The sequence below is a fragment of the Streptomyces sp. NPDC020958 genome (assembly GCF_055562175.1).
This window is the reverse complement of record NZ_JBVHFU010000015.1, coordinates 115,511-140,448: the sequence shown is the minus strand read 5'-3', so window position 1 is coordinate 140,448 and position 24,938 is coordinate 115,511. Positions and strand designations below refer to the sequence as shown.

The following is a 24,938-nucleotide window of genomic DNA, read 5'->3' as shown; positions in this document are numbered from 1 at the left end:
CGACGAAAGAGAAAGTACAGGTGAATACCGGGCCGCCCAGCTCACGAAGGTCGGCGGAGCGCTACCGGAACGGATGAGAAATCACCGCCCCCCATCGAGGGGTCGGCCGGGCGCGCCCTCCGGTTCCGGCCTTTCCAGCCGATCCGCCGGGCGTCACGGATGGCCGATTTCGGTATCGTGCCGGTCGACACCTGGTGCGATATTTCGAAAACCGAGAAACGGCCTCTTGAAAAGGAGTCGTACGACAGGCCTTTTCAGTTCCCGTCGACATCGAGGTTTTTTGTCACACTCGCGGGGGCGGTCATCCGGATCCATACCCCCCTACCGTATGGCCCCATGGAAAGTTCGAAACGCGGTCTGCCCCTCCCCCCGGCACTGCTCGGATTCCTCTTCCTGCTCGTCGCGCTGACGTCGTTGTCGTACGGCGTCGGCCGTGTGGCGGGCCCGGTGGCCCCGGGCATGCACCGGACGGCGCCGGCCGAGCAGGACCGGGAGCCGGGGATGTCCGACATGCACGGCCTGGGTGCGGTCGGGGCCGGGGCGGTGGTGAGCCGATGACGGACACCGACCGCCGTGCGACGTCGGACGGGACGGTGACGACCACCGATCTGCTGGTCGGCGGGATGACCTGTGCCGCCTGCGTGGGCCGGGTGGAGAAGAAGCTGGGCCGCCTGACGGGCGTGTCGGCCGCGGTCAACCTGGCCACCGGCCGGGCCCGGGTCACCCATCCCGGCACGGTGTCCCCGCAGGAGCTGATCTCCGTGGTGGAGGGCGCCGGTTACACCGCCCAGCTGCCAGCAGCGGAGAAGGCGGACGGGGCGGACCCGGGATCCAGTTCGCCGGGCGCCACGGGCCCGGACGACGTGCAGCGCCTGCTGATCACCGCGGCGCTCTCGCTGCCCGTCCTGGTGCTGTCGATGGTTCCGGCCCTGCAGTTCACCAACTGGCAGTGGCTGTGCTTCAACCTCGCCGCGCCGGTGGTCGGATGGAGTGCCGGCCCCTTCCACCAGCGGGCCCTGAAGGGGCTGCGGCACGCGACGGCGACCATGGACACCCTGGTCTCCCTCGGCGTCCTGGCCTCCTTCGCCTGGTCGACGTACGCCCTGTTCCTCGGGGGCGCCGGACAGCCCGGTATGCGCATGCCGTTCAGCGTGCTGCCCGGGGCCGGTTCGGGCAGCGCGCATCTGTACCTGGAAGCCGCGGTGAGCGTGCCGCTCTTCGTGCTGGCGGGCCGCTACCTGGAGGATCGCGCCAAGCGCGGCACCGGATCGGCCCTGCGCGCCCTCGCCGAACTCGGCGCCAAGGACGTCGAGCTGACCGCGGCGGAACGCAGTCGCCGGATCCCCGTCGCCGAGCTGCGGGTCGGGCAGGAGTTCGTGGTGCGGCCGGGCGAGAAGGTCGCCACGGACGGGGTCGTGACCGAGGGCAACTCCGCCCTGGACCTGGCCCTGGTGACCGGCGAGAGCACCCCGGCCGAGGTGGGTCCCGGCTCCGCGGTGGTGGGCGCCGCGGTCAACGCCGGCGGACTGCTGGTCGTACGCGCCACGGCGGTCGGCGCGGACACCCAGCTCGCCCGGATCACCCGGCTGGTGACCGACGCCCAGGCGGGCAAGGCCCGTATGCAGCGGCTCGCCGACGCCGTGGCGGGCGTCTTCGTACCGGCCATCGTCACCGTGGCGTGCACCGTCCTCGGCTTCTGGCTCGGCGCCGGCGCGGACGGCGCGGCGGCCGTGACGGCGGCGGTCGCCGTCCTCGTCGTCGCCTGCCCGTGCGCGCTCGGCCTGGCCATCCCGACGGCCTTCCTGGCGGCGACCGGGCGCGGTGCCCAGCTCGGCGTGCTCATCCGGGGCCCCGAGGCCCTGGAACGGCTGCACGGCATCGACACCATCGTGTTCGACAAGACCGGCACCCTGACCACCGGACACATGACGCTGGCCGAGACGACCGTGGTCGAGGGGGCGTCGGCCGACGAGGTGCTGCGGCTGGCCGGGGCGGTCGAGTACGGCTCGGAGCACCCCATCGGCCGGGCGGTCACCACCGCCGCACGTCAGGCGGCCGAGGACGGGAAGCTGCCACCGGTGACCGGCTTCTGTGCCGTGCCGGGGTCGGGCGTACGCGGCGACGTCGGCGGACACCGCGTGGCCGTCGGGCGTCCCGGGAGCCGCGCCACGCTGCCGAAGGCGCTGGAGGAGGCCCTCGACCGGGCGGAGGCCGCCGCGCGCACCGCGGTGGTCGTCGAGATCGACGACCGTCCGGCCGCCGTCCTCGCCGTCGGCGACACGCTCCGCCCCGCCGCCTACGCGGCCGTACGTCACCTGCGCGAGCTGGGCATCGAGCCGATCCTCGTGACCGGCGACAGCCCCGTCGCCGCGCGAGCCGTGGCCCAGCAGGTCGGCATCGACGAGGTGCACGCCGCCGTCACCCCGGAGGGCAAGGCCGACATCGTGGCCGGCCTCCAGGCGGACGGCTGCCGGGTGGCCGTCATCGGCGACGGGGTGAACGACGCGGCCGCCCTGGCCCGCGCCGACCTCGGGATCGCCATGGGCGACGGCACCGACGCGGCGATCGGCGCCGCCGACATCACGCTCGTGCGCGAGGACATGCGGGCGGTGGTGGCGGCCGTGCGCCTGACGCGCCGGACGCTGACCACCATCCGTGCCAACCTCGTCTGGGCCTTCGGCTACAACGTGGTCACCGTGCCGCTGGCGGCCACCGGCTGGCTCAACCCGATGTTCGCCGCCCTGGCGATGTCGTGCAGCTCCGTCCTCGTGGTGCTCAACAGCCTGCGGCTACGGGCCTACGCACCCACCACCCGGCGTTCCGGCACCCGCCCGACTCCCGCCCTGGAGGCCGCCCGATGAGCCCGGTACCGGACAGTCCGGCGTCCCCCTGGCGCCACGGCGTCACGGGCGCCCTGCGCGCGGCGCTGGTCCCGCTCGTCGCGTGCGCGGCGGCGCTGCTGCTCCTGACCGCCTACACCACCACGGGGGCGGCCGGCGATCCGCCCGCGAGGATCAGTGTCGGCAACGGCCGCATCTTCGCGCCGCTCAACGCCGCGACTACCGCGGCCTTCTTCGACATCACGAACACCGGGGCGGCGGCGGACACCCTGGAGTCCGTCTCCTCCCCGTCCCTGCGGGTGGCCATGCTCGGCCGGAACGTCTCGAAGGACGGCACCGGCCGCATGGAGCCGGTCCAGTCCCTCGTCGTCCCCGCACGCAGCGAGGTACGCATGACGCCGTTCACCATCGACGTGATGGTCCTCGACCCGCCCCTGCTGAACGTGGGCGACACGATCAGCGTCGACCTGTGGTTCCGGACCTCCGGACGGATAACGGTCGAGGCGGAGACGGTCCCGGCCCGGTGGTAGCCGCACGGACGGCGCTCCCTCACCCTTCTCCCATGAGCGTCCGGATGGCGGTGATCAGCGCGACGAGCGCCTGCCGTTCCGGAACCGTGGTCTCCGGGTGCCAGAGGTCTACCAGCAGGCAGGTGCGGGGACGGGTGCCGCGGTTCCACGCCTCGTGCTCGAAGGAGTAGTCGAACAGCAGGCACTTGCCCTCCTGCCACGTCCGTGTCTCGCCCGCGACGGTGATCCCGCACCCTTCGGGGATGTCGACGGCGAGATGCAGGTTGATGCTGAAGTTCCACAGGTCGCAGTGCGGGGCGATGGACGCGCCCGGCAGCAGGGTCGAGAAGTGGCACTCCAGCAGCGGGCACAGCTTCCCGGTGTCCACCGCCTCCCGCTTCAGCACGTCGAAGGCGGTCGGGACCGATTCCGCCGACTCGCCCACCAGGGCACCCTTGCGGAAGAGGTAGAGGGCCTGCCAGTCCGACTGGCGCGTGAGGTAGTGCTCGTAGTCGGAGAACGCCGTCCTGCGATCGGCCCAGGCGTCCTCCAACTCCTTTTTCACAGCCGCGTGATGGGCCTCGAAGGCGTGCACCACCGGCGCCAGCTCCGGGTGACCGTACGGGTCGTGCCAGGGTTGCTGGGAAATGCCGGGCAGGATCCATTTGGCGCCGCCCTGTAAGGGGTGCCGCAGCTGCTTCCCGGCCGCCATCATCTCCTCGACCCGGGCGATCGAGTCCGGACCGTACTCACTCCTGATCGCCGCGAAGGCGTTCTCCATCTCAGGCGTCATGACGTCCCTCCAGATTTCCGAAGCCCGCGGCTCCCGCGCGCCGTGCGCAAAGCACCCAGGACGTACCCCGCTCGTCCGGGTGGAAATCGCCGGAACCGCCTGCGCGGGGGCGCATTTCCGGCTGCCGTGCCGCAGGTCACTTCACGTGCTTCGAATGCTTCGGTAAATCACCGGAATACCGGAACCGGACGACACGGACAACCGACTTCCTGAGGGGATGTCCGGTGCGGCGCGCCCCGCCTCAGGCGACCTGTTCCGGGTGCCCGTGTCGGACCGCGCGCAGGAGGGTGCGCAGGACGAGTATGCGCGGGACGACCGGGCGAGGTCGCCTTCGAGGTCGTCCAGCGCCTGGCGGACCGCAGGACCGGAACTCGACGGCGTTCGTCCGGTGGTACTGCTCCGGCATCGCGCTGCCCCGGCTCCTTGTCGCGCCCGCCCGCCGTCGGTCGACTCGGCCGGACGGCAGGCCTGTTCGGTGATCACTCTCCAGGAGAACTTGAGCGAGCCGGAGGAGCGGGACGCTCAGGACCCGGGGCCGGGGCGGCCGTAGCGGGCGGTGATCCACGCGGCGCCGCGCTCGGCCAGAACCCGCCTGCGGCCCCACCGCGAGCGCCGCACCCCGGACGCCGCGGACGGCGGCCCCGGCGGAGCGGCGGCCACCTTCGCGAGCCTGTCGGCCGCCCGGGCCAGTTCCGCCCGCAGGCGTCGGCGACGGCCCGCGGAGCCCGCCCTCAGCAACGCCGAGTACAGGCCTTCGACTTCGGCCAGGGCGGCCCCCAGCCGCAGGTTCGCCTCACGCTCGCGCCGAATGTCTCTGTGCGGCATGCACGTCCTTCCTCCCCCGACATCAGGACCGGATCACGCCGAGTTACATCATTGCGCAACCTTGCAACCATAGCGGGTGGCGGGTCAGGGGTGGCCGGTCAGTCGGAGTTGACGGCCCGCCCGGCCTTGGCCCAGTTCGCGTGCAGTTCGTCGAGGTAGGACCGGGCCTGGCCGCCCGGGGTGGCGCCGCGGGCGAACGCGAGCATGTTGGCCGGGCCGGTGTTGTAGCCGAGGGCCAGCAGGTCGTTCCTGGTGTACGGGGCGGCCCAGGTGGCGGGCAGCCGGGCGGCCAGGTCGTGCAGGTACCAGGCCTCGGCCTCGATCGCGAGGTCCCGGTCGTCGGGCAGCCGCTCCCAGCTCCGGTCCGCGAAGTCGCGGCCCTGCTTGACCTCGTCGAAGGTGGCGCGGTGCATGTCGGCGATGCCGAAGGCCGCGTCCGGCTTGAGCTTCTGCCAGGCCCGTTCGAACGCCGGGTCGTGCGGTTTGTACGCCTCGTTGTAGAGGATCGCCATGACCAGTTGGCCGCTGACGGCGGCCTGCCGGGCCCGGCTGCGCACCTGGGGGGCGTAGTCGGCGGGGTCGTACGGGGAGGGGGAAGAGGCGGGAGAAGAGGTGGCGGAGGAGGAGGCGGTCGCCGCAGCGGACGGGGACGCGCCGGGCGTGGCGTGGCCGGCCGGGGGCGTCGAGTCGCCCTGCGGGGTGTGGGCGGCCCGGACGATGATGTACACGGCGAGGGCGAGGACCGCCACGACGATCCATCGCCTGCGTGTCGACGCCCGGGGACCGGACATTCCTGACCCTCCTCCCACCTGGTCCCGCACCCTTCTACCGGAGACGGACTAAGAACCGTGTGAGGCGCCCCGTTCACCGCTTTGTACGATGTGACGCTCCCCGGCACGAGAGCACGAGAGCACGCGGAGCTGGGCACGAGAGGCCGGGCGGGAGAGGGAGACTTCAGGTGGCGGAGCCGGATGATCCGCGCGGTCGGCGCAGGCCGCAGGGCGCGCTGGAGGCCCAGGTGCTCGCGGCGCTGCACCGGGCCGAGGGGCCGGTTCCGGCGAGCTGGGTGCAGGAGCGTCTGACGTCCGACCTCGCCTACACCACCGTGATGACGGTGCTGGCCCGGCTGCTGACGAAGAAGGCCGTCACCCGCAGGCGCGAGGGCCGGTCGTTCGTGTGGATGGCCGCCGCCGACGAGGCCGGGCTCGCCGCGCTGAAGATGCGCAGGGTCCTGGACGGCGAGCAGGACCGGCGGGCGGTGCTGGCGAGCTTCATCACCACGCTGCCGGAGGACGACGAGCAGCTGCTGCGGGACCTGCTGCGGCACGCGGACGGCGAGGACTGAGCGCGCCCGTGGGCATCTTCGTCTTCCTGCCGCTCGTCCTGCCCCTGACCGCGTGGCCGGTCGCGCGGCTGGCCGAACAGCGCCTGCACCCGCGCTCCGCCACCACCCTCCTCACCTGGGTGGCCGCCGTGACGGCCCTGTGCAGCACGGTGTGCCTGGCGCTGCTGATGGTGGTCGGCACCGCGCAACTCCCCGGCAATCCACTGCCCGACGGCTGGTCGGACCCCGAGGTGGGCGACAGCGTGCCGCGCCACGAGATCGTGGGGAAGGCGGCCATCCCGGCCCTGCTCGCGGTCCTCGCCGCCGGCGCCCGGGCGCTGCTGCGGCACCACCGGGTACGGGGAAGGGCCCACGCGGCGCTGAACGGCTTACCGGCCACCGAGGTCGCGGTGCTGCCGGACGCCCGGCCCTACGCCTACGCGCTGCCGGGCGGCCCCCGTGACCGCATCGTGGTGTCCACGGCGATGCTCGCCCACCTCGCCTCCCGGGAGCGCCGGGCCCTGTTCGCCCACGAACGCGCGCACCTCGCGGCCCGTCACCACCGGCACCTGCTGCTCGTCCGGCTGGCCGCCTGTGCCAACCCGTTCCTGCTTCCGCTGCGGACCGCGGTGGCCTACACGGCCGAGCGCTGGGCCGACGAGGAGGCCGCGGGGACCGTGCGCAGCCGCAGGACCGTCGCCCGCGCGATCGGGACGGCGGCACTCGTCTCGCGGGGCACGCCCGCCCCCACGCTGGCCGGCCTGGCCGCGCCGGGCCCGCTCCCGCGCCGGGTCGCCGCCCTGCTCGCCCCGGCACCCGCCGTGCGCAGCTGGCCGTCCCTCTTCACCACCGCGGGCCTGGCCGTGTGGACGGCCGCGGCCGGGGCCCTGCTGTCGGCCATGTTCTCCGCCAACTCGGCACTGACCCTGCTGCTCCTCCTGTACGCGGCCACGCCCCTGTAGCGGAGCACGACACCGGCACCGGGGCCGCTGCCGGTTCAGCCCTCGACGCCTCGGCGGATCCGGCGTGACGGGCTGAACCCGTACAGGTCGAGGATCTCCGGCGGGTCGCTCAGACCCGGGCCCCCGGCCCGGACCCAGGACACGATGTCGGCGGTCGCCCCGGGGTCGTTGACCAGGCCGAGCCACACCGGCCGCCCGCCCGCCGCGCGCCCTGCCGGTGACGGCTGGACGACGATGACGTCGGCCTGTTCGCAGGCGTCCAGGCAGTCGACCACCCGGACCTGGGCGGTGCCCGCCAACCCGGCGCGCAACGCGGCCAGTTGGGCGGCGTGGTCCACGCCGGGCACCTTGGCGGTGCCGCAGCAGCAGCCTCGGCACACGGTGACCGTGCACCGGGGCGCCGACGCGGGCACCGACCGGGCGGCGGGCGTCCCGCGGCGGCTCACCGGGCCGCCCGCTTCCAGGCGGCCTCGCGCAGCAGGCGCAGCCCGTTGAGGCCGACGATCACGGTGGAGCCCTCGTGACCCGCGACGCCGAGCGGCAGGGGCAGTGTTCCCGCCAGGTCCCAGACCACCAGGGCGGCGATGAACACCCCCGCGATCACCAGGTTCTGCACGACGAGCCGACGAGCCCGCCGGGACAGTCCGACCACGGCCGGGACGGTGGCGAGTTCGTCCCGGACGATCACCGCGTCGGCGGTCTCCAGCGCCAGGTCCGAGCCCGCCCGGCCCATCGCGATGCCGCTGTGGGCGGCGGCGAGCGCGGGCGCGTCGTTGACGCCGTCGCCCACGACCATGACCTTGCGTCCGGCTGCCGCCAGCTCCCGGACCGCGTGCACCTTGTGCTCGGGCAGCAGTCCGGCACGCACGTCCTCGATGCCGACCTCGGCGGCCAGCCGGGCGGCGGCCCGCGGGTTGTCGCCGGTCACCAGGAGCGGGGCCGCCCCGGTGAGCGAGGCGAGGGAGGCGACGGTGGCCGCGGCGTCCGGACGCAGCCGGTCGGCGACGCCGAGCACACCGACCGGCGCCCCGTCCAGGGTGACGAGAACGGCGGTACGGCCGCCGTCCTCAAGCCCGCCGGCGACTTCGACGGCCGCGGCGCCCCCGGCGACTACGGCGTCCTCAGCGGCCCCGGTGACTCCGGCAGCCCCTGCGACGCTGGCGACCCCGGCAGCCCCTGCGACGCTGGCGACCCCGGCAGCCCCTGCGACGCTGGCGACCTCGGCGGTCCTGGTGACCCTGGCGGCCCCTGCGACGCTGGCGACCCCGGCAGCCCCTGCGACGCTGGCGACCCCGGCGGTCCTGGTGACCCTGGCGGCCCCTGCGACGCTGGCGACCCCGGCAGCCCAGGTGACTCCGGCAGCCTCGGGGACCCCGGCAGCCCAGGTGACTCCGGCAGCCTCGGGGACCCTGGCAGCCCCCGCGGCCTCGGTGGCCTCGGTGGCCTCGGCGGCCTCGGTCACCGGGGTGGCATGGGTGACCCCGGTGACCCCGGCGGCCCGGGTGACCCCGGTGACCCCGGCGGCCCGGGTGACCCTGGCAGTCTCGGTGCCCCCGGCAGCCCCCGCGGACTCGGCGGCCGGGGTGACCCCGGCAGCTGCGACTCCGGGAACCCCGACCCCGGCGGCCCCGGTAACCCCAGGGGCCCCGGTAACCCCAGGGGCCCCCGTGGCCGGGGTGGCCTCCGTGGCCCCGGTGGTGGAGCCGTCGCCGTCCTCCACACCCGCCCCGGCGAGCAGTCGCGTCGGCGACCCGACCCCGATCCTGCGCCCGTCCACGGTGGCCCACACGCCGACCCCCGGGGCGGAGCCGAAGTGCTCGGCCGTCGGCAGGGCGAGGCCCCGCTCCCGTGCCGCGTCCACGACGGCGCGGGCCAGCGGGTGTTCGCTGGGGTGCTCGGCCGCGGCGGCCAGGGTGAGCAGCGCGGCCTCGTCCAGGCCGGAGCCCGGCAGCGGCCGGACGTCAGTGACGCGCGGGGTGCCCTCGGTCAGCGTGCCGGTCTTGTCCAGCGCGACCGCGTCGACCTCGCCGAGCCGCTCCATGACCACCGCGGACTTGACCAGCACCCCGTGCCGGCCGGCGTTGGCGATCGCGGACAGCAGCGGCGGCATGGTGGCGAGGACGACCGCGCACGGCGAGGCGACGATCATGAAGGTCATGGCCCGCAGCAGCGAACCGGTCAGCGCGGCGCCGAACGCGAGCGGGACCAGGAAGACGGCGAGGGTCGCGGCGACCATGCCGAGCGAGTAACGCTGTTCGACCTTCTCGATGAACAGCTGGGTGGGCGCCTTGGTCTCCGACGCCTCCTCCACCATGCGCACGATCCGGGCGATCACCGAGTCGGAGGCGTCGCGCTCGACCCGGACGCGCAGTGCGCCGGTGCCGTTGAGCGTGCCCGCGAAGACCTCGTCGCCCTTCTCCTTGGCGACCGGGAGCGGTTCGCCGGTGATGGTCGCCTGGTCGACGTCGCTCGCCCCGTCCAGGACCCTGCCGTCGGCGCCGACCCGCTCGCCGGGACGGACCAGGACCGTGTCGCCGACACGCAGTTCCGCGACGGCCACCGCGGCCTCGGTGCCGTCGGCCGCGACCCGGGTGGCCAGGGCCGGGGCCAGGTCGAGCAGGCCGCGCACCGAGTCGGCGGTGCGGGCGGTGGCCAGTGCCTCCAGGGCGCCGGAGGTGGCGAAGATGACGATCAGCAGCGCGCCGTCCGTGACCTGCCCGATCGCCGCCGCTCCGAGCGCCGCGACGACCATCAGCAGGTCGACGTCGAGGGTCTTCTCCCGCAGGGCCTGGAGCCCGGCCCAGCCCGGTTCCCAGCCGCCGGCCGCGTAGGTCAGCGCGTACAGCGGGCCCCAGGCCCAGGCCGGGGCGCCGGTCAGCTGGAGGGGCAGCGCGACCAGGAACAGCACCAGGGCCAGCGCCGCCCAGCGCGCCTCGGGCAGCGCGAGGACCCGCGTACGGCGCCGGGGTGCGGCGGTTCCGCGCGCGTCGGCGGTCCGGTCGGGCGTGACCGGCGGCGGGGCGAGGGTGGAGGTCATCAGGGGGGTCCTTCATGGGGGGGCATGACGGAGGTGCGGGCCGCCGGAGGCCGGGGACCGCTCCCTCCACCGTACAGGACCACATGAAGACTCATTCATGCGTTCATGTCTGCTGGTCCGTAGGATGAAACCCATGGGCCATGGAGCTGACGGACGGACCACCACCCCCGCCACCGCACGCGAGCGCCTGGAGGCCGTCGGCGCCGGCGATGTGGCCGCCACGCTCCAGGCGCTGGCCACCCCGTCCCGCCTGCGCATCCTGGCCCGCCTCCAGGAGGGTCCGTGCGCGGCGACGGAACTGGCCGACGCCGTCGGCATGGAACAGTCCGCCTGCTCCCACCAGCTGCGCCTGCTGCGCAACCTCGGCCTGGTCACCGGTGAGCGCCGGGGCCGCTCGGTCATCTACGCGCTGTACGACAACCACGTCGCCGAACTCCTGGAGCAGGCCCTCTACCACGTCGAGCACCTGCGCCTGGGCCTGCGCGACACCCCCGCCACGGCGGACCCGGCGGCCACGGTGGGCTGAGCGTCGGCACCGACGCCGGACACGAGTACCGACATGGCCTGATGTCATCGGCCATGGCCAGAACCAGTACCGTTTTCCCAGCGTCGTACGGCATGTGTGCCGTTGGACTGATCTGTGGGGGGACCACATGAGCGGCGAGATCTACTTCAGCAACAACTACCGGGATCTGTGCGAGCGGAACGGGACCGGGGCGGGGTTCCAGTTCGAGTTCTCGTGCGCGCGGTGCTACGACACCTGGCGCTCGCCGTTCGAGCCGTACGGCGGGGAGCGGGCGGCCACCTGGCTGCGCAAGGGCGTCGACGTCGCGTGGGGGCTGCTGGGGCGTACCGGCACCGGTCTGACCTCGGCCGCCGACGGGCTCGCGGGGGCCGGTTACGGGCGCGCCCGCGACCAGGCCTTCGAGCGGGCGATCGGCAACGCACAGGGGCACTTCAACCGCTGCGCACGCTGCACCGACTACGTGTGCGGCCGTTGCTGGAACGCGGCCCAGGGCCTGTGCCTGCGCTGCGCGCCGGACACCGCGGCCGAGGCCATGGCGGCCCAGCAGCGCGGCCTCAACGACATGGCCGCACAGCGGGCGTACGCCGCGGGACAGCAGGCCGGGCAGGGGTACGACCCCGACACGCCCCGGCAGTTGGTCTGCCCGCACTGCCGTACCGAGACCCACGGCGCCGCCTTCTGCTCCGGCTGCGGCCACCAACTGGCCCAGTCCGCACGGTGCGCCTCGTGCTCCGCGGCCGTACCGGACGGCGCGGCGTTCTGCCCGGGGTGCGGCTCCCGCCGGTAGTGGGCAACCACCGGCCCGTGCGCCGGGGGGGGTGCGCCCGCTCGGGTGGCGTCGGCGGGCGTGGGGCGTGGCTGGGGCGTCGCGGCCGGACCGGTCCGACGACCATCCTCACGTGACGACCCACGACGGTACGCGCACCGCGCCCACCGCGCGCTCCCCCCGCCGCACGGCCCTGGCCGCCCTGTCCCTCCTGCTCTCCCTGGGCCTCGCCCCGACGGCACAGGCACAGGCACAGGCACAGGCACAGACACGGGCACAGACACAGACACCGGCCCACCCCTCGGCCCTCCCCACTCCCCGCGCCACCCCCCGGCCCCCCACCCCCGCCGAAGCCCCCGCTGCCGCGTACCTGCGGTCCGTCCGGCGGGACCCGACCCTTCTGCGGCGCTTCTTTCTTCGGCTGCCCAAAGGGGGTGACCTGCACAACCATCTCTTCGGTGCGGTGCGTACCGAGTACCTGATCGAGCTGGCCGGCGACGACGGGCTGTGCGTCGACACGGTGACGCTGACCGCTGTCGTACCGCCGTGCGGTCCCGGCGCCCGCCCTGCCGTGGACGCCCGTACCGACCGGGGTTTTCACGACGCGATCCTGCGTGCCTGGTCGATGCAGGACTTCCCGCCGGACCGAAGCGGTCATGACCACTTCTTCGCCACCTTCGACAAGTACGGCCTGGTCGCCTCGCGGAACCAGGGCAGGGTGCTCGCCGAGGTCGCCGACTCGGTCGCGGCGCAGTACCAGTCGTATCTGGAGACGATGGTCAACCCGGCCTCCGACGCCGCCGCCCGGCTGGGCGACGAGGTCGGCTGGGACCCGGACCTCCGTGCCCTGCACGCGAAGCTCGTCGCGGACGGCGGGCTCGACCGGCTGGTGGCCGACGCGCGGACCGAGACGGACGGCGTCGACGCGGAGTTCCGTACCGCCGCCCGCTGCGGCACCCCCCGCCCGCGCCCCGGCTGCGCGCTGACCGTACGCCGGATCTACCAGGCCTTCCGCGGCGAGCCCCCCGAGCGGGTCTTCAGCCAGCTGGCACTCGGCATGCGGCTGGCGGAGCGCGATCCCCGTTTCGTCGCCGTCGACCTCGTCCAGCCCGAGGACGGGACGGTCGCGCTGGCGGACTACGGCCTGCAGATGCGCATGGTGAGGTATCTGCGGACGGTCTACCCGCACGCCCATGTCACCCTGCACGCGGGCGAGTTGTGGTCGGGCCTGGTCGAACCCGCGGACCTGCGGTTCCACATCGCGGCAGCCGTGCGCGTGGCGGGCGCCGATCGCGTCGGGCACGGCGTCGACCTCGTCCACGAGGCCGACTGGCGGGGCACGGCGCGTGCGATGGCCGCCCGGGGCACCGCCGTCGAGGTCCCGTTCACCAGCAACGCCCAGATCCTCGGCGTGCGCGGCGCCGAGCACCCCTTCGACACCTACCGGGCCTACGGCGTCCCGGTGGTCCTGGCCACCGACGACCCCGGCGTCTCCCGCACCGACATCAGCCGTGAGTACCAGTACGCCGCCGCGGCCTACGGCCTGACGTACCCGGACCTCAAGGACCTGGCCCGGGCCTCCCTCCAGTACGCCTTCCTGCCGGGCCGGAGTCTGTGGCGGGGCAGCCCGGCCCGGGACGGATACCGGCCCGTGGCAGCCTGCGCCGGGCGGCTCCCGGGCACCGGACTCCCGCCGGGGACCGGATGCCGCCGACTGCTGGACACCAGCGCGCGGGCCGCCGTCCAGTGGCGCCAGGAGGCCGCCTTCGCGTCGTTCGAAAGTACCTTCGGCCGGGGACGGCGGCAGAGACCGCGCCCGCACTAATCTGCACGGGTGACCACCGAGTTGATCCTGTTGCCCCGCGTCGTCTGCCGTGGCCGGGAGATCACCGCACCCCGGCTGCGCGGACTGCTGGCGCTGCTCGCGGCGGACCTGCGCGCCGGGTGCAGCACCGGACGGCTGGTGGAGGGGCTGTGGCCGGACGAGTTGCCGGAGCGGCCGGGCAAGGCGGTGCAGGTCCTGGTGTCGCGGCTGCGGTCGCAGCTGGGCGCCGAGCTGATCGTGAGCACGCCGACCGGGTACCGGCTGGCGCTGGACGGGACGCAGGTCGACGCCGTCGCGCTGACGCTGCACGAGGCGGCGAGCGCCGAGCGGGCACGCGCCGGGGACCACGACGGAGCCCTCGCGCAGGCGGAGGCGGGACTGGCGCTGTGGGACGGGAACGTCGGCGCCGGCGCCGACGAGCACCTGCACGATCCGGTGGTGGCGCTGCGCGTGGCACGGGTGCGGGTGCACCGGGCGCTGACGCGCGCGCGGGCGCTGGCGCTCGCCCGGGTGGGACGGCGGGCGGAGGCCGCCGCGCCGCTCGCCGAGCTGGCCCGGGAGCTGCCGCGCGACGAGGAGGTCCTCGCCGAGCTGCTGCGCTGCGAGGCGGCCACCGCGGGCCGGGCGCAGGCGCTGACCCGGTACGACGCCTACCGCCGCCGCCTGCGCGACGAGCTGGGGGCGGATCCGGGGCCCGGACTGCGCGCCGTCCACCAGGAGTTGCTGCGCGCGGAGGTACCGGCGGCCCGGCACGGCGTGCCGCACGAACCGAACCCGCTGCTGGGGCGGGACGCCGATGTGGCCGCCGTGGCCGGGCTGCTGCGGGCGGCCCGGGTGGTCACCGTCGTCGGCCCCGGCGGGCTGGGCAAGACCCGGCTCTCGCACGCGGTGAGCCGGGCGGCCGAACAGCCCGTCGTGCACTTCGTGACGCTGGCCGGTGTCACCGCGGGCGACGACGTGGCCGACGAGGTGGCCTCGGCCGTCGGCGGCCCGGACAGCCGGCCGGCCGCGGGCGGCAAGGACGCGGTGAGCACCGTCGTCGCGGCGCTGGGCACGGGTCCCGCGCTGCTGGTGCTGGACAACTGCGAGCATGTCGTCGCCGCCGCGTCCGCCCTCGTACAGGCGCTGGTGTCACGGTCGAAGGAGCTGCGGGTACTGGCCACCAGCCGGGCTCCGCTGGGGCTGACCTCGGAGTCCGTCTACGCCCTGCCGGAGCTGTCCCCGGAGACCTCCGCCGAGCTCTTCCGGCAGCGGGCGCGGGCCGCGCGACCCGGTGTGGAGCTGCCCGAGGCGCAGGTGGCCGAGATCTGCCGGCACCTGGACGGGCTGCCGCTGGCCGTGGAGCTGGCGGCGGCCCGGGTGCGGGTGCTGTCCGTCGCCGACATCGCCCGTCGGCTCCAGGACCGGTTCGCGCTGCTGCGCGGCGGCGCCCGGGACGCGCCCGAGCGGCACCGCACGCTCCAGGCGGTCGTCGAGTGGAGCTGGCACCTGCTGGAGCCCGAGGGCCGGGCGGCGCTGCGCGCGCTGTCGGTGTTCCCCGGCGGGTTCGACGCGCATGCCGCGGAGTACGCCCTCGGCGAGCACGAGAGCGGGAGCGGAGGCGAGGGCGGGGGCGAGAGCGGGGACGGGGACGGGGACGGGAGTGCGCTGGATCTGCTGGAGCAGTTGGCGGCCCAGTCCCTGATCAAGGTGGGGGAGAGCCCCTCCGGAGTCCGCTTCCACATGCTGGAGACGCTGCGGGAGTTCGGCGCCGCGCGCCGGGACGAGGCGGGCGAGGGCGCGGTGGTCACGGACCGTTTCCTGTCCTGGGCACGGGACTTCGGCCGGACGTACCACGACGCGTTGTTCGGCGACGACGCGGTGGCCTCCTTCGACCGGGTCCGTGCCGAGCAGGACAACCTCGTCCTCGCGCTGCGCCACGCCCTGGCCCGGAACGACGGCCCCGCCGTCGCCTCGCTCACCGCCGTCCTGGCCTCCCTGTGGTCCGTCGGCAACAGCTACACGCGGTTCGTCACGCTCGCCGCCGAGACCGGCGGGCCGCTGTCCCGGTTCCGCCCGGGGCCGGAGCACCCCGAGGACGTGGAGGCGCTGCGCAGCGCGGCGGCGATCTGCACGGCCGGGCTCTTCATGGGCTACGGCCCGCACGCCGTACGCCAGTTGGTCACGCTGCGCCGGCTGCCGCCCGCCCCGGCGGACACCGTGATGCGGGCACTGGCCACCGTGCTGTCCGCCGTCCCTGACATGCGTCCGCCCGACTGGGCCCGGCTGCGGGAGTTGTGCGACGCCGGCGAACCGCTGCTGGCGGGCATGGCGGCGGGCGTCGCCAGCTATCTCTGGGAGGCCGCGGACGACACGGACCGCGCGCTCCACGACGCGCGCCGGATGCTCGCCGCGGTGGCGCCGCTCGGCAATCCGATCATGCTGCTGCTCGCCCATGGACGGATCAGCGAGCTGTGCCTGAAGACGGAGCGCGGCGCGGAGGCGTACGACCACCTGCGGGCCGCGGACGGGATCGGCGAGGTCGGTGGCTGGTCGGACGCGATCGGCATCCGCTACGGGCTGGTGTCCGCGTGCCTGCAACGCGGGGACATCGACGAGGCGGAGTACTGGCTGGGTCTGGCCGCCCCGGACCGGCAGCCGGAGTCGGCCAAGCCCTTCGGCCCCGAACTGCTTCAGGCCCGTGCGGAGATCGCGCTGGCCAGGGGGCTGACCGAGGTCGGTCTCGGGCTGTGGCGGCAGGCGGCCGGAGGGATCCGGGAGGCCAGCCGGCTGGCGGCGGACGATCCCTTCCTGGAGTCCTGGGCGCTCCAGGTGCAGGCGGCGGCGCTCGCGGCGCACGCCCAGCACGACCGGCTGGAGCCGGTGACCCACCTGGCGGACGGCCTGCGGCAACGCCTGCTCGACATGCTGACCGGCTCCGGCTCCGGCTCCGGCTCCGGCATCGGCTCGGATTCCGGTGCGCCGGGCGCCGGGGATCTGCTGGAACTGCCCGTCTACGGCTCGGCGTTGCTGGCGCTCGGTTACGCCGGGCTGGCCCGTGGTGACAAGGCGGCGGTACGGCTCCTCGCGCTCGCGGAGCGGCTGCCGGTGATGCGGGACCTGCCCACGCTGTCCTCGGCGCGGTCCCGGCAGACGGCCGAGAACGCGGACGGGGCCGCGTACGCCGACGCGAGGTCGGAATACGCGGCCCTGGGGCGGGATCAGCTGCGGTCGGCGGCGCTGCACGCGCTCACTGCCGGGGCTCGCGGTTGAAGGTCGCCCTGGACCAGAGGTAGCCCAGCACGATCAGCACGGCGCACCAGCCGAGGGCCAGCACCGCGTTCTTCGTGCCGATCTCGCTGCCCAGCAGCAGCCCGCGCAGGGTCTCGATGCAGGGCGAGAACGGCTGGTACTCGGCGAACCAGCGGAACCAGCCCGGCATGGCGTCCACCGGCACGAACGCGCTGGACAGGAAGGGCAGCATCACCAGGGGCGTCCCGATGTTGCTCGCGCCCTCGGCGTTGGGGCTGATCAGGCCGATGCCCACGGCCAGCCAGGTCAGCGCGACGCTGACCAGGGCCATCAGCCCGGCCGCCGCGAGCCATTCCACCGGAGAGGCGTCGGGCCGGAAGCCGATGGCCAGCCCGATGCCGAGGACCAGCACCAGGGCCATCATGGTCTGGATCACGCTGCCGATCACGTGGCCGACGAGGACGGAGGCGCGGGAGATCGCCATGGTGCGGAACCGGGCCATGATGCCCTCGGTCATGTCGGTGGCCACGGACACCGCGGTGCCGAGCGAGGTCATGGCGACCGTCAGGAACAGGATTCCGGGGACGAGGTAGTCGACGTACTCGGACCGGTCGGCGTGGCCTCCGGTCATGCCGGCGCTCATCACGTTGCCGAAGACGTAGACGAACAGGAGCAGCAGGATGACCGGGGTGAGCAGGAGGTTCAGGGTGAGGGAGGGGTAGCGGCGGGCGTGCAGGAGGTTGCGCCGCAGCATGGTCAGGTTGTCGCGGAGCGCGAGGCCGGGGGTGCTCATCGGGCGGTCTCCTTGTCGGTGGTGGCGGCTGCGGTGGTGGTCGCTGCGGTGGTGGTCGCTGCGGTGGTGGTCACGTCGGCGGACACGGGGCTGCCGGTCAGGGCGAAGAACACGTCGTCCAGGTCCGGGGTGTGCACGGAGAGTTCGTCGGCCTCGACGCCGGCGGCGTCCAGCCAGTCGAGGATGGCGCGCAGCTCGCGCTGGCTGCCGTCGCTGGGGATCTGGAGGGTGAGCGCCTCGTCGTCCCGGGCGGCCTCGCGCAGTGCGGTCGCCGCCTGCTCGTGGGCGACCGGGTCCGAGAACCGCAGCCGTACGTGGCCGCCCGGGACGAGCCGCTTGAGCTCCTCGGCGCTGCCCTCGGCGACGATCCGGCCGCCGTTGAGCACCGCGATGCGGTCGGCGAGCTGGTCGGCCTCTTCCAGGTACTGGGTGGTGAGGAAGACGGTGGTGCCGCCGGAGACCAGTTCGCGGATGATCTGCCACATGGTGTGGCGGGAGCGCGGGTCGAGGCCGGTGGTGGGCTCGTCGAGGAAGATGATCCGCGGGCTGCCGACCAGCGTCATGGCGATGTCCAGCCGTCGCTTCATGCCGCCGGAGTAGGTGGAGGCGGCCTTCTTCGCGGCGTCCACCAGGTCGAAGCGCTCCAGGAGTTCGGCGGTCACCCGGCGGCCCTCGGCGCGGGACAGGTGGTGCAGGTCGGCCATCAGGAGCATGTTCTCCTCGCCGGTGATCAGCCCGTCCACCGCGGAGAACTGGCCGGTGACGCCGATCGCGGCCCGTACCGCCTGGGCCTCGGCGGTGAGGTCGTGGCCGGCGATCCGGGCCTCGCCGCCGTCGGCGGAGATCAGCGTGGAGAGGATGTTGACGGCGGTGGTCTTGCCCGCGCCGTTCGGTCCGAGGAGGGAGAAGATCGTGCCGGCCGGCACCTGGATGTCGATGCCGTCGAGGACGACCTTGTCCCCGTAGGACTTGCGCAACCCGGTGGCTGCGATGGCGAGTTCGTGCTCTGTCGAGGTCATGCCGCAGAGCTTGCGGCCGGGCAGATTCAGTTCGGCTTCAGTCCGGTTTCAGCACCTGTTCCAGGCCCTCGTGGTGGCCGCCCTCTAGGGCACGCTCGGGCCCGCCGGGCCGGTCAGCTGGACGATGTCGCCGCCCAGCTTCGGGCGGAACGCCTTGAGCGTCTCCGGCCGGCCGCTGACCACCCAGCGGGTGCCGACCAGGTAGGTGCCCCGGTACGAGCCGGCGCTGTCCAGCCACACCTCCAGGAGCCTGTCCTCGGGGAACGTGGTGATGAGGTAGTCCCCGGCCGCCGTGTGGCAACTGCCCTCGCGCAGCTCCTCCGCCTGCACGCGGATCGTGGCCGTGCAGCCCGTCAGCCCGGCGATGACCTCGACCTTGGCGGGCGCCACCACCCCGGCCTGCTGCGCGGAGACCGTGGAGGCTCCGGCGGACGGCTTGTCCTCGGCTCCCTCGTCCCCTCCCCCGCCGCAGGCCGCGGTCAGCGGCAGCAGGGCCAGGCTCCCGGCGACGGCGGCACCCCGGGCCAGCCGGGCGGACAGGGGCGTGGCGGCGGGACGGCCGGGGCGGGTACGCCGTTGCTGGGGCACGGGGCGGCTCCGTATCGGGGGGTCTCGTACGACCAGGTGTACAGCGAGGAGTACGCCCGGGAGGCCGACGGCGTTCACCGCGCGCGTTGCCTTTCCGATACTCCGTTACGACCAGTCATTTACCCGGACTTTGCGTCGCCATGGTGATCTGGCCGGACGTTGCACAGACGCCCCGAGGAGCCGTACCCATGCCCAGATCCACCCGCCGTCGCCTCATGACCGCCACCGCCGTGATCGCCGCGGCCACCGCTGCCGTGGCCGTGACCACCGCCGCCGGTGCCTTCGACAGCGCCCAGCAGGCCAAGAACGCCGTCCAGGGCGGCAAGGCGAAGAACGTCATCCTGCTCATCGGCGACGGCATGGGCGACTCGGAGATCACCCTCGCCCGTGACTACACGGTCGGCGCGAACGGCCGCCTGAACATGGACAGGTTCCCGCTCACGGGCACCTACACGACGTACGCCGTGCACGCGGACGGCACCCCCGACTACGTCACCGACTCCGCCGCCAGCGGCACCGGCTGGGCGACCGGCGTGAAGACCGTCAACGGCCGCATCTCCAAGACGCCCGGCACCGACAAGGCCGTGCGGACGATCCTGGAGCTGGCGCAGAAGAACGGCTACGCCACCGGCAGCGTGACGACGGCCGAGCTCACCGACGCCACCCCGGCCGTGCTCGCCTCGCACGTCACCGACCGCTCCTGCCAGGGCCCGGCCGACATGGCCAAGTGCGCGAAGGACACCATCGCGGCGGGCGGCCCCGGCTCGATCGCCGAGCAGTCCGTGAACCACAAGGTCGACGTCCTCATCGGCGGCGGCAAGCAGCGCTTCGACCAGAAGGTGACCGACGGCCGGTACAAGGGGCTGACCGTCACCGAGCAGGCGCAAAAGCTCGGCTACCAGGTCGTCACCGACAGCGCGGGTCTGAAGGACGCCAAGGCCGGCAAGCCGGTGCTCGGCCTGCTCGCCTCCGGCAACGTGCCGGTGGAGTGGACCGGCAAGGCGGCGGCCGTCGGCGGCACCGACCCGCAGCGCTGCGTCACCTCCAACCCGAACCGCCCGGCCACCACGCCGAGCCTCGCGGACTCCGCCAGCAAGGCGATCCAGCTCCTGGAGGCCAAGCAGAAGGCCGGGCACGCGAAGCAGGGCTTCTTCCTCCAGATCGAGGGCGCCTCCATCGACAAGCAGGACCACGCGGCCGACCCGTGCGGCCAGATCGGCGAGACCGCCGCCTTCGACAAGGCCGTCAAGGTCGCCCGCGCGTACGCGGCCAAGCACCCCGACACGCTGGTCGTCACCACCGCCGACCACGGCCACACCAGCCAGATCGTGCCGCTGGAGGCCACCCCGCCCGGTCTGTCCTCGACCCTGGTCACCGACGAGGGCCAGCAGCTGAAGGTCAACTACTCGTCCAACACCCCGGGCCTGTCCCAGGAGCACACCGGTACGCAGGTCCGGATCGCCGCGCAGGGGCCGCTCGCCTACCGCGTCCTCGGCGTCACCAACCAGACCGACCTCTTCACCACGATCCGCGAGGCCCTGCGCCTGCGCTGACCGCATCCGCCGGACCGGGGAGGGCGGCCACCACCGCTCTCCCCGACTCGCGGACCCCAGCACGTGCGCGCGACCATGGGCGGAAGCCGCCCTCGAAGGAGCAGGCATGAAACGGAACCGACTGCTCACCTCGGCCGCGACGCTCGCCGCGACCGCCGTGCTCGGCCTGGCGGCGCCGCACCCCGCCGGCGCCGCCACCCCCGGCCCCGGCCCCAGCCCCGACCCCGGCCGTTCCTGCGCCTACGTGCCCTCGGACGTCCGGCCGACCCTCAGGTACGGCGTCACGGGCGCGGCGGTCAGCCAGGCGCAGTGCCTCAGCAACGCGTGGGGCGGCCTGCCGCCCAAGCTCGCGCCCGACGGTGTCTACGGCACCGCCCTGCTGAAGAAGATCGAGTGGATCCAGACCTGCCACGGCCTGCCGGCGAGCGGAGTCGTCGAGGGCCGTACCTGGCAGTCCCTGTACCACCCGGCCCTGGACTGCTACGTCCCGTACCCGGCCTGAGGCAGTCACCCGCACCTCTCGTCGACCCCGCTTCGCGAACGCACCCGTTAGGGTGGTTAAAGAATTCGCAAAGGACGAGCTGGGACGAGACGAGGGAGACAGCCTTGGGGGCGCCACGCCTGAGCAGGACGCCGTTGCCGGGAATCGGGGTCCGCTACGACCTCACCACGAAGGAGCAGAACAGGCTCTCCGTGGTCGCGCACCGGGACGGCTCGCGCATCCTGAGCGCCTACCGCCAGGAGGACCCCGACGCCTGCGCCCTGTCGGTGCGGCTGTCCTCCGGGGAGACGGCCGCGCTCATCGACGCGCTGATGCCGACGCACCACAGCCCGAACCTGCTGTCCACCACCGACCTCGGCCTGGTCGCCGAACGCATCGAGCTGGGCGCGACCTCGTACTGGAACGGCCGGCTCCTCGGCGAGACGCGGATGCGGACCGAGACGGGCGTCTCCATCGTGGCGGTGCTGCGCCGCGCCGAGGCGGTCCCCTCGCCCGCGCCGGACTTCCGGCTCGCCGGCGGGGACACGCTCATCGTGATCGGCACCCGCGAGGGCGTCGACGCGGCCGCCGCGATACTCGGGCGGGAGTGAGGTTGCCGTGCACGACTCCGCCGTCTTCCTGATCGAGTTCGGGGCGATCATCCTCGGCCTCGGCCTGCTCGGCCGCCTCGCCGGACGCTTCAGCTTCTCGCCCATCCCCCTCTACCTGCTCGCCGGGCTCGCCTTCGGCAAAGGGGGCCTCTATCCGCTCGGTACCAGCGAGGAGTTCGTCGCGATCGGCGCCGAGATCGGCGTCGTCCTGCTGCTCCTGATGCTCGGTCTGGAGTACACCGCGAGCGATCTCGTCTCCAACCTGAAGACCCAGTACCCGGCGGGGCTGGTGGACGCCGCGCTCAACGCGCTGCCCGGTGCCGCCATGGCCCTCCTGCTGGGCTGGGGGCCGGTGGCGGCCGTGGTGCTGGCCGGGGTCACCTGGATCTCCTCGTCCGGGGTGATCGCCAAGGTCCTCGGCGACCTGGGACGGCTCGGCAACCGGGAGACCCCGGTGATCCTGAGCATCCTGGTCCTGGAAGACCTCTCCATGGCCGTCTACCTGCCGATCGTCACCGCGCTGCTGGCCGGCGCGGGCCTGGCCGCGGGCAGCCTGACCCTCGCCATCGCCCTCGGGGTGGCCGGACTGGTCCTGGTGATCGCGGTCCGCTACGGCAGGCACATCTCCCGTTTCGTCTCCAGCGACGACCCCGAGAAGCTGCTCCTGGTGGTGCTGGGGCTGACCCTCCTCGTCGCGGGCATCGCCCAGCAGCTCCAGGTCTCCGCCGCGGTGGGCGCGTTCCTCGTCGGCATCGCGCTCTCCGGGGAGGTCGCGGAGGGCGCCCACCACCTCCTGGCACCCCTGCGTGACCTCTTCGCGGCCGTGTTCTTCGTCTTCTTCGGCCTGCACACCGACCCGTCGAGCATCCCGCCGGTGCTGCTGCCCGCGCTCGCGCTCGCCATCGTCACCGCACTGACGAAGATCGCCACCGGCTACTGGGCCGCGAAGCGCGCCGGGATCTCGGCGAAGGGCCGCTGGCGGGCGGGCGGCACCCTGGTCGCACGCGGCGAGTTCTCGATCGTCATCGCCGGCCTCGCGGTCACGGCAGGCATAGAACCCTCCCTGGGCCCCCTGGCCACCGCCTACGTCCTGATCCTCGTCATCCTCGGCCCCCTCACGGCCCGCTACACCGAACCGGTGGCCCGCCGCCTGACCCGCCGCTCCGAGCCGACAGCACCCGCCCCGCTCCCGGAACCGAGGATCCCCGACCCGGACACGGTGGGCCGCCCCACCTCCGGCTAGAGCCCTGGCCGGACAGGTTCGCCGGGGCGGCCGCCCCTCGCCGACGCGGCCTGACCAGGCATCAGTGTCGTGCGAACCGGCGCAGGGCGTCGAGTACGGGCGGCGCGAGCGTGTTCGGGTGGTCGGTGTCGTGGAGCAGATGGTCCACTCCGGGCAGTGTCACCCGACCCGGTCCACCGGCATGCCTGTGACGGAGGGCGGTCGTCAGGGCGGTCGTTGTGAAACAGGGGACTTGGGCGTCGTTCGTGCCGCACGTCAGCAGCACCCTGGTTGCGGGCCGGAGTGCGGCGACGGTGTCCGGTGGGTAGACGGCGTCGTCGCTTGACACGAACCGGGCGTTGACGCCTTGGAACGCCTCGAAGAGTTGGGCGATCGCGGAGGGCAGGTCGGTGGTGTCGACCGGTCGGTGTGCACGCAGGGAGGTGATGGCAGCGTCGATGGCCGCGTCGATGGTGCGTTGCTGCTCCGGTGTGAACTGGCCCTGCCGGGTCGCTTCGGCGACCTGGGCCTTGAGTTGGAGTGCGACCACGTCAAGCAGCCGGACCGCCTGCGGTTGCAGAAGCGCCAGGCCGGCCGGGCGAGGGCGGGCGGTGCCGCCCAGCAGCAGTGCCGTCATCGCCCCCTCGCTGTGCCCGACGACCAGCAGCGCGCGCGGGTCGGTCTCCGGCTGATCGCGCAATGACGCATAGGCGGCCCGTGCCTGGCGGACGAATGCCGGGTAGTCGAGTTCTTCCGGATGGTCCCGGTAGGCGCCGAGTCCGGTGCGGCCGGTGCCGTACTTGTCGAACCGTAGCGTGGCGATTCCGTCCCCGCCGAGCGCGTCGGCCAGCTGTGCCAGGGTGTCCGGTGTGAAGCCGGGCGGCTGGTTGCCGTCGCGGTCGGTGGGTCCGCTGCCGGGCAGCAGCAGTGCCGCCCGCAGCCGTTTCCCGGGACGATGCTCGGGAACGTGCAGGGTGCCGTACACGGTCGTACCGTCGGCGGTGAAGACGACCTCGCGATCGGCAGCAGGGACGAGAGCGGGCGTCGCCTCGGCCGGGGTGGCGGTGACGACAGCCAGGGCCATCAGAGCCGCCGTTAAGTGGCGCAGCACGGGTCTACCTCCGGGTAAGGGCGTTCTAGACCAGGCGACCGTAGCGCGGGGGTCGTCCACTTGGAGCACGAGACGTGTGGTCGCGCCACGGACGTTGGCCTGCGGGATGGTCAGGTTGCCCTTGGTGGCGTTGTCGGGGTTGCCGCGCAGGAGGATGCCCAGTGCGGCGGCGGTGAGGGTGGCGGCCAGGTCGGCGGGAACGCCGAGGGCGTCGGCGATCGCGTGGTCGACGGCGGCCAACGCGGCCGTCACCGTGGCAGCGCAGAGCGACCAGGCAGAGGCCGCGCTTGCTGCCGACGATCGTTCCTTCATTGCTAGGACGACGCTCCGGTCACTATGCCCAGCAGGGTCAGCGTGAGGAAGGCGGTACCCCAGGCGACGGCATGGCGTACGCAGCGGTATTTGGTCCAGGCGATCTGGGACAGCGCGGCCAGTTGGCCGAGGTCCCGGGTCACGGGGTCGGTGCGGCGAACCGTCCGTTCGAGCTGGGCGACCGACACCGCGAGCCGCGCGTCGCCGAAGTAGTGGGTGCGGGAGCGGCGCGGGGTGCCGAGCCGTGGGGTCACCGCAAGTCCCAGCAGCGCGAGTGCCGGTACGCAGGCGCCGCAGCCCGACCAGAGGAGGAGCTGCGGGAGGAGCGGGTACTGCCGCGGGGTGACGAGTCCACTGCCGATCGCGCCGAGCAGGGCGGTCAGGGCCGCGCCCAGCGACGCCAGCATCAGCCCTGCCTTGCTGTCTGCCCGTACGAGTTCCTCACGGACCTCGGTGAGCAGGGCCCTGGCGAGTTCCGCGGCGCGGCCGTTCGCGGTGCCGGAGTTCGTGCCGGTGCCGCCTGTGCGTGTGGTCATGTCTCCCCCTCGTGTGCGTCGGTGCCGGACGGCCGCCCCGGCGTGCGGGGCGGCCGTGGTGCTGTGGTGCCGGG

23 protein-coding genes are annotated in these 24,938 nt (G+C 73.6%); 13 read left to right on the top strand and 10 right to left on the bottom strand.

What is annotated here, in order from left to right; translation table 11 throughout:
* Nucleotides 1-336: 336 nt before the first annotated feature.
* Genes ACZ3KP_RS33270 through ACZ3KP_RS33260 form a run of 3 tightly spaced genes read left to right on the top strand, consistent with a single transcriptional unit; the run spans nt 337 to nt 3,370 of the window.
* Entirely contained in the window at nt 337-558 is a 222-nt protein-coding gene (locus ACZ3KP_RS33270) for a hypothetical protein (RefSeq protein WP_358978872.1), read from the top strand.
* Nucleotides 555-2,861: a heavy metal translocating P-type ATPase gene (locus ACZ3KP_RS33265; RefSeq protein WP_467504051.1), complete on the top strand. Its 2,307-nt coding sequence runs from the start codon at nt 555-557 to the stop codon at nt 2,859-2,861. Before ACZ3KP_RS33270 ends, ACZ3KP_RS33265 begins: the two co-directional genes overlap by 4 nt.
* Nucleotides 2,858-3,370 carry a copper chaperone PCu(A)C gene (locus ACZ3KP_RS33260; protein WP_467504049.1) on the top strand — a complete coding sequence of 171 codons (513 nt, stop codon included), beginning with the start codon at nt 2,858-2,860 and terminating at the stop codon, nt 3,368-3,370. Before ACZ3KP_RS33265 ends, ACZ3KP_RS33260 begins: the two co-directional genes overlap by 4 nt.
* A 19-nt stretch (nt 3,371-3,389) precedes the next feature.
* On the opposite strand, the gene ACZ3KP_RS33255 is transcribed toward ACZ3KP_RS33260, so the two are convergent.
* From ACZ3KP_RS33255 to ACZ3KP_RS33245, 3 genes are all read right to left on the bottom strand, one after another.
* The gene (locus ACZ3KP_RS33255) at nt 3,390-4,142 is read right to left on the bottom strand and encodes an aspartyl/asparaginyl beta-hydroxylase domain-containing protein (RefSeq protein WP_467504048.1); all 753 of its coding nucleotides are present in this window, start codon (nt 4,140-4,142) and stop codon (nt 3,390-3,392) included.
* A 522-nt stretch (nt 4,143-4,664) separates the two neighbouring features.
* Entirely contained in the window at nt 4,665-4,967 is a 303-nt protein-coding gene (locus tag ACZ3KP_RS33250) for a hypothetical protein (RefSeq protein ID WP_467504046.1), read from the bottom strand.
* A gap of 98 nt (nt 4,968-5,065) precedes the next feature.
* Entirely contained in the window at nt 5,066-5,758 is a 693-nt protein-coding gene (locus tag ACZ3KP_RS33245; RefSeq protein WP_467504044.1) for a lytic transglycosylase domain-containing protein, read from the bottom strand.
* Nucleotides 5,759-5,925: 167 nt separating this feature from the next.
* Between ACZ3KP_RS33245 and ACZ3KP_RS33240 the strand changes: the two genes are divergently transcribed.
* Both ACZ3KP_RS33240 and ACZ3KP_RS33235 read left to right on the top strand, forming a co-directional pair.
* Nucleotides 5,926-6,312 (top strand): BlaI/MecI/CopY family transcriptional regulator, encoded by a 387-nt coding sequence (locus ACZ3KP_RS33240; protein WP_467504042.1) that lies wholly within the window; start codon nt 5,926-5,928, stop codon nt 6,310-6,312.
* Nucleotides 6,313-6,320: 8 nt separating this feature from the next.
* Nucleotides 6,321-7,253, top strand: a complete 933-nt coding sequence (locus tag ACZ3KP_RS33235) for a M56 family metallopeptidase (protein WP_467504040.1) — start codon at nt 6,321-6,323, stop codon at nt 7,251-7,253.
* 35 nt (nt 7,254-7,288) lie between these two features.
* Here ACZ3KP_RS33235 and ACZ3KP_RS33230 read toward each other — a convergent pair whose 3' ends face one another.
* Nucleotides 7,289-7,699, bottom strand: coding sequence for a (2Fe-2S) ferredoxin domain-containing protein (locus ACZ3KP_RS33230; RefSeq protein ID WP_467504039.1), 411 nt, complete (start codon nt 7,697-7,699; stop codon nt 7,289-7,291).
* On the bottom strand, nt 7,696-10,290 hold the full coding sequence (locus ACZ3KP_RS33225; RefSeq protein ID WP_467504038.1) for a heavy metal translocating P-type ATPase: 2,595 nt from the start codon (nt 10,288-10,290) through the stop codon (nt 7,696-7,698). The genes ACZ3KP_RS33230 and ACZ3KP_RS33225 overlap by 4 nt, the downstream gene beginning before the upstream one ends.
* Nucleotides 10,291-10,423: 133 nt before the next feature.
* On the opposite strand from ACZ3KP_RS33225, the gene ACZ3KP_RS33220 reads away from it, so the two are divergent.
* The 4 genes from ACZ3KP_RS33220 to ACZ3KP_RS33205 all read left to right on the top strand — a co-directional run bounded on the left by ACZ3KP_RS33220 (nt 10,424) and on the right by ACZ3KP_RS33205 (nt 16,659).
* Nucleotides 10,424-10,816: an ArsR/SmtB family transcription factor gene (locus ACZ3KP_RS33220; RefSeq protein ID WP_467504037.1), complete on the top strand. Its 393-nt coding sequence runs from the start codon at nt 10,424-10,426 to the stop codon at nt 10,814-10,816.
* 127 nt (nt 10,817-10,943) lie between these two features.
* On the top strand, nt 10,944-11,603 hold the full coding sequence (locus tag ACZ3KP_RS33215; protein WP_467504035.1) for a zinc ribbon domain-containing protein: 660 nt from the start codon (nt 10,944-10,946) through the stop codon (nt 11,601-11,603).
* Nucleotides 11,604-11,715: 112 nt separating this feature from the next.
* Nucleotides 11,716-13,407 carry an adenosine deaminase family protein gene (locus ACZ3KP_RS33210; RefSeq protein ID WP_467504034.1) on the top strand — a complete coding sequence of 564 codons (1,692 nt, stop codon included), beginning with the start codon at nt 11,716-11,718 and terminating at the stop codon, nt 13,405-13,407.
* A 9-nt stretch (nt 13,408-13,416) separates the two neighbouring features.
* A complete protein-coding gene (locus ACZ3KP_RS33205; RefSeq protein WP_467504032.1) occupies nt 13,417-16,659 on the top strand; it encodes an ATP-binding protein in 3,243 nt (1,080 codons plus the stop codon).
* On the opposite strand, the gene ACZ3KP_RS33200 is transcribed toward ACZ3KP_RS33205, so the two are convergent.
* The 3 genes from ACZ3KP_RS33200 to ACZ3KP_RS33190 all read right to left on the bottom strand — a co-directional run bounded on the left by ACZ3KP_RS33200 (nt 16,637) and on the right by ACZ3KP_RS33190 (nt 19,038).
* Complete coding sequence (locus ACZ3KP_RS33200; RefSeq protein WP_132889533.1) at nt 16,637-17,431, bottom strand: ABC transporter permease; 795 nt, start codon at nt 17,429-17,431, stop codon at nt 16,637-16,639. The genes ACZ3KP_RS33205 and ACZ3KP_RS33200 overlap by 23 nt on opposite strands.
* On the bottom strand, nt 17,428-18,450 hold the full coding sequence (locus ACZ3KP_RS33195) for an ATP-binding cassette domain-containing protein (RefSeq protein WP_467504030.1): 1,023 nt from the start codon (nt 18,448-18,450) through the stop codon (nt 17,428-17,430). Before ACZ3KP_RS33195 ends, ACZ3KP_RS33200 begins: the two co-directional genes overlap by 4 nt.
* An 84-nt stretch (nt 18,451-18,534) precedes the next feature.
* Entirely contained in the window at nt 18,535-19,038 is a 504-nt protein-coding gene (locus tag ACZ3KP_RS33190) for a hypothetical protein (RefSeq protein ID WP_467504029.1), read from the bottom strand.
* A 188-nt stretch (nt 19,039-19,226) separates the two neighbouring features.
* Between ACZ3KP_RS33190 and ACZ3KP_RS33185 the strand changes: the two genes are divergently transcribed.
* From ACZ3KP_RS33185 to ACZ3KP_RS33170, 4 genes are all read left to right on the top strand, one after another.
* Entirely contained in the window at nt 19,227-20,591 is a 1,365-nt protein-coding gene (locus tag ACZ3KP_RS33185) for an alkaline phosphatase (protein WP_467504028.1), read from the top strand.
* 106 nt (nt 20,592-20,697) lie between these two features.
* Nucleotides 20,698-21,093, top strand: a complete 396-nt coding sequence (locus tag ACZ3KP_RS33180) for a peptidoglycan-binding domain-containing protein (RefSeq protein ID WP_467504027.1) — start codon at nt 20,698-20,700, stop codon at nt 21,091-21,093.
* Between the two features lie 104 nt (nt 21,094-21,197).
* Nucleotides 21,198-21,683 (top strand): cation:proton antiporter regulatory subunit, encoded by a 486-nt coding sequence (locus tag ACZ3KP_RS33175; protein WP_467504025.1) that lies wholly within the window; start codon nt 21,198-21,200, stop codon nt 21,681-21,683.
* 7 nt (nt 21,684-21,690) lie between these two features.
* Complete coding sequence (locus ACZ3KP_RS33170) at nt 21,691-22,926, top strand: cation:proton antiporter (RefSeq protein WP_467504023.1); 1,236 nt, start codon at nt 21,691-21,693, stop codon at nt 22,924-22,926.
* Nucleotides 22,927-22,987: 61 nt separating this feature from the next.
* Here the strand turns inward: ACZ3KP_RS33170 and ACZ3KP_RS33165 are convergent, their stop codons facing one another.
* Nucleotides 22,988-24,016 (bottom strand): alpha/beta hydrolase, encoded by a 1,029-nt coding sequence (locus ACZ3KP_RS33165; protein ID WP_467504124.1) that lies wholly within the window; start codon nt 24,014-24,016, stop codon nt 22,988-22,990.
* 314 nt (nt 24,017-24,330) lie between these two features.
* Nucleotides 24,331-24,864: a Pycsar system effector family protein gene (locus tag ACZ3KP_RS33160; protein ID WP_467504021.1), complete on the bottom strand. Its 534-nt coding sequence runs from the start codon at nt 24,862-24,864 to the stop codon at nt 24,331-24,333.
* Nucleotides 24,865-24,938: the final 74 nt, after the last annotated feature.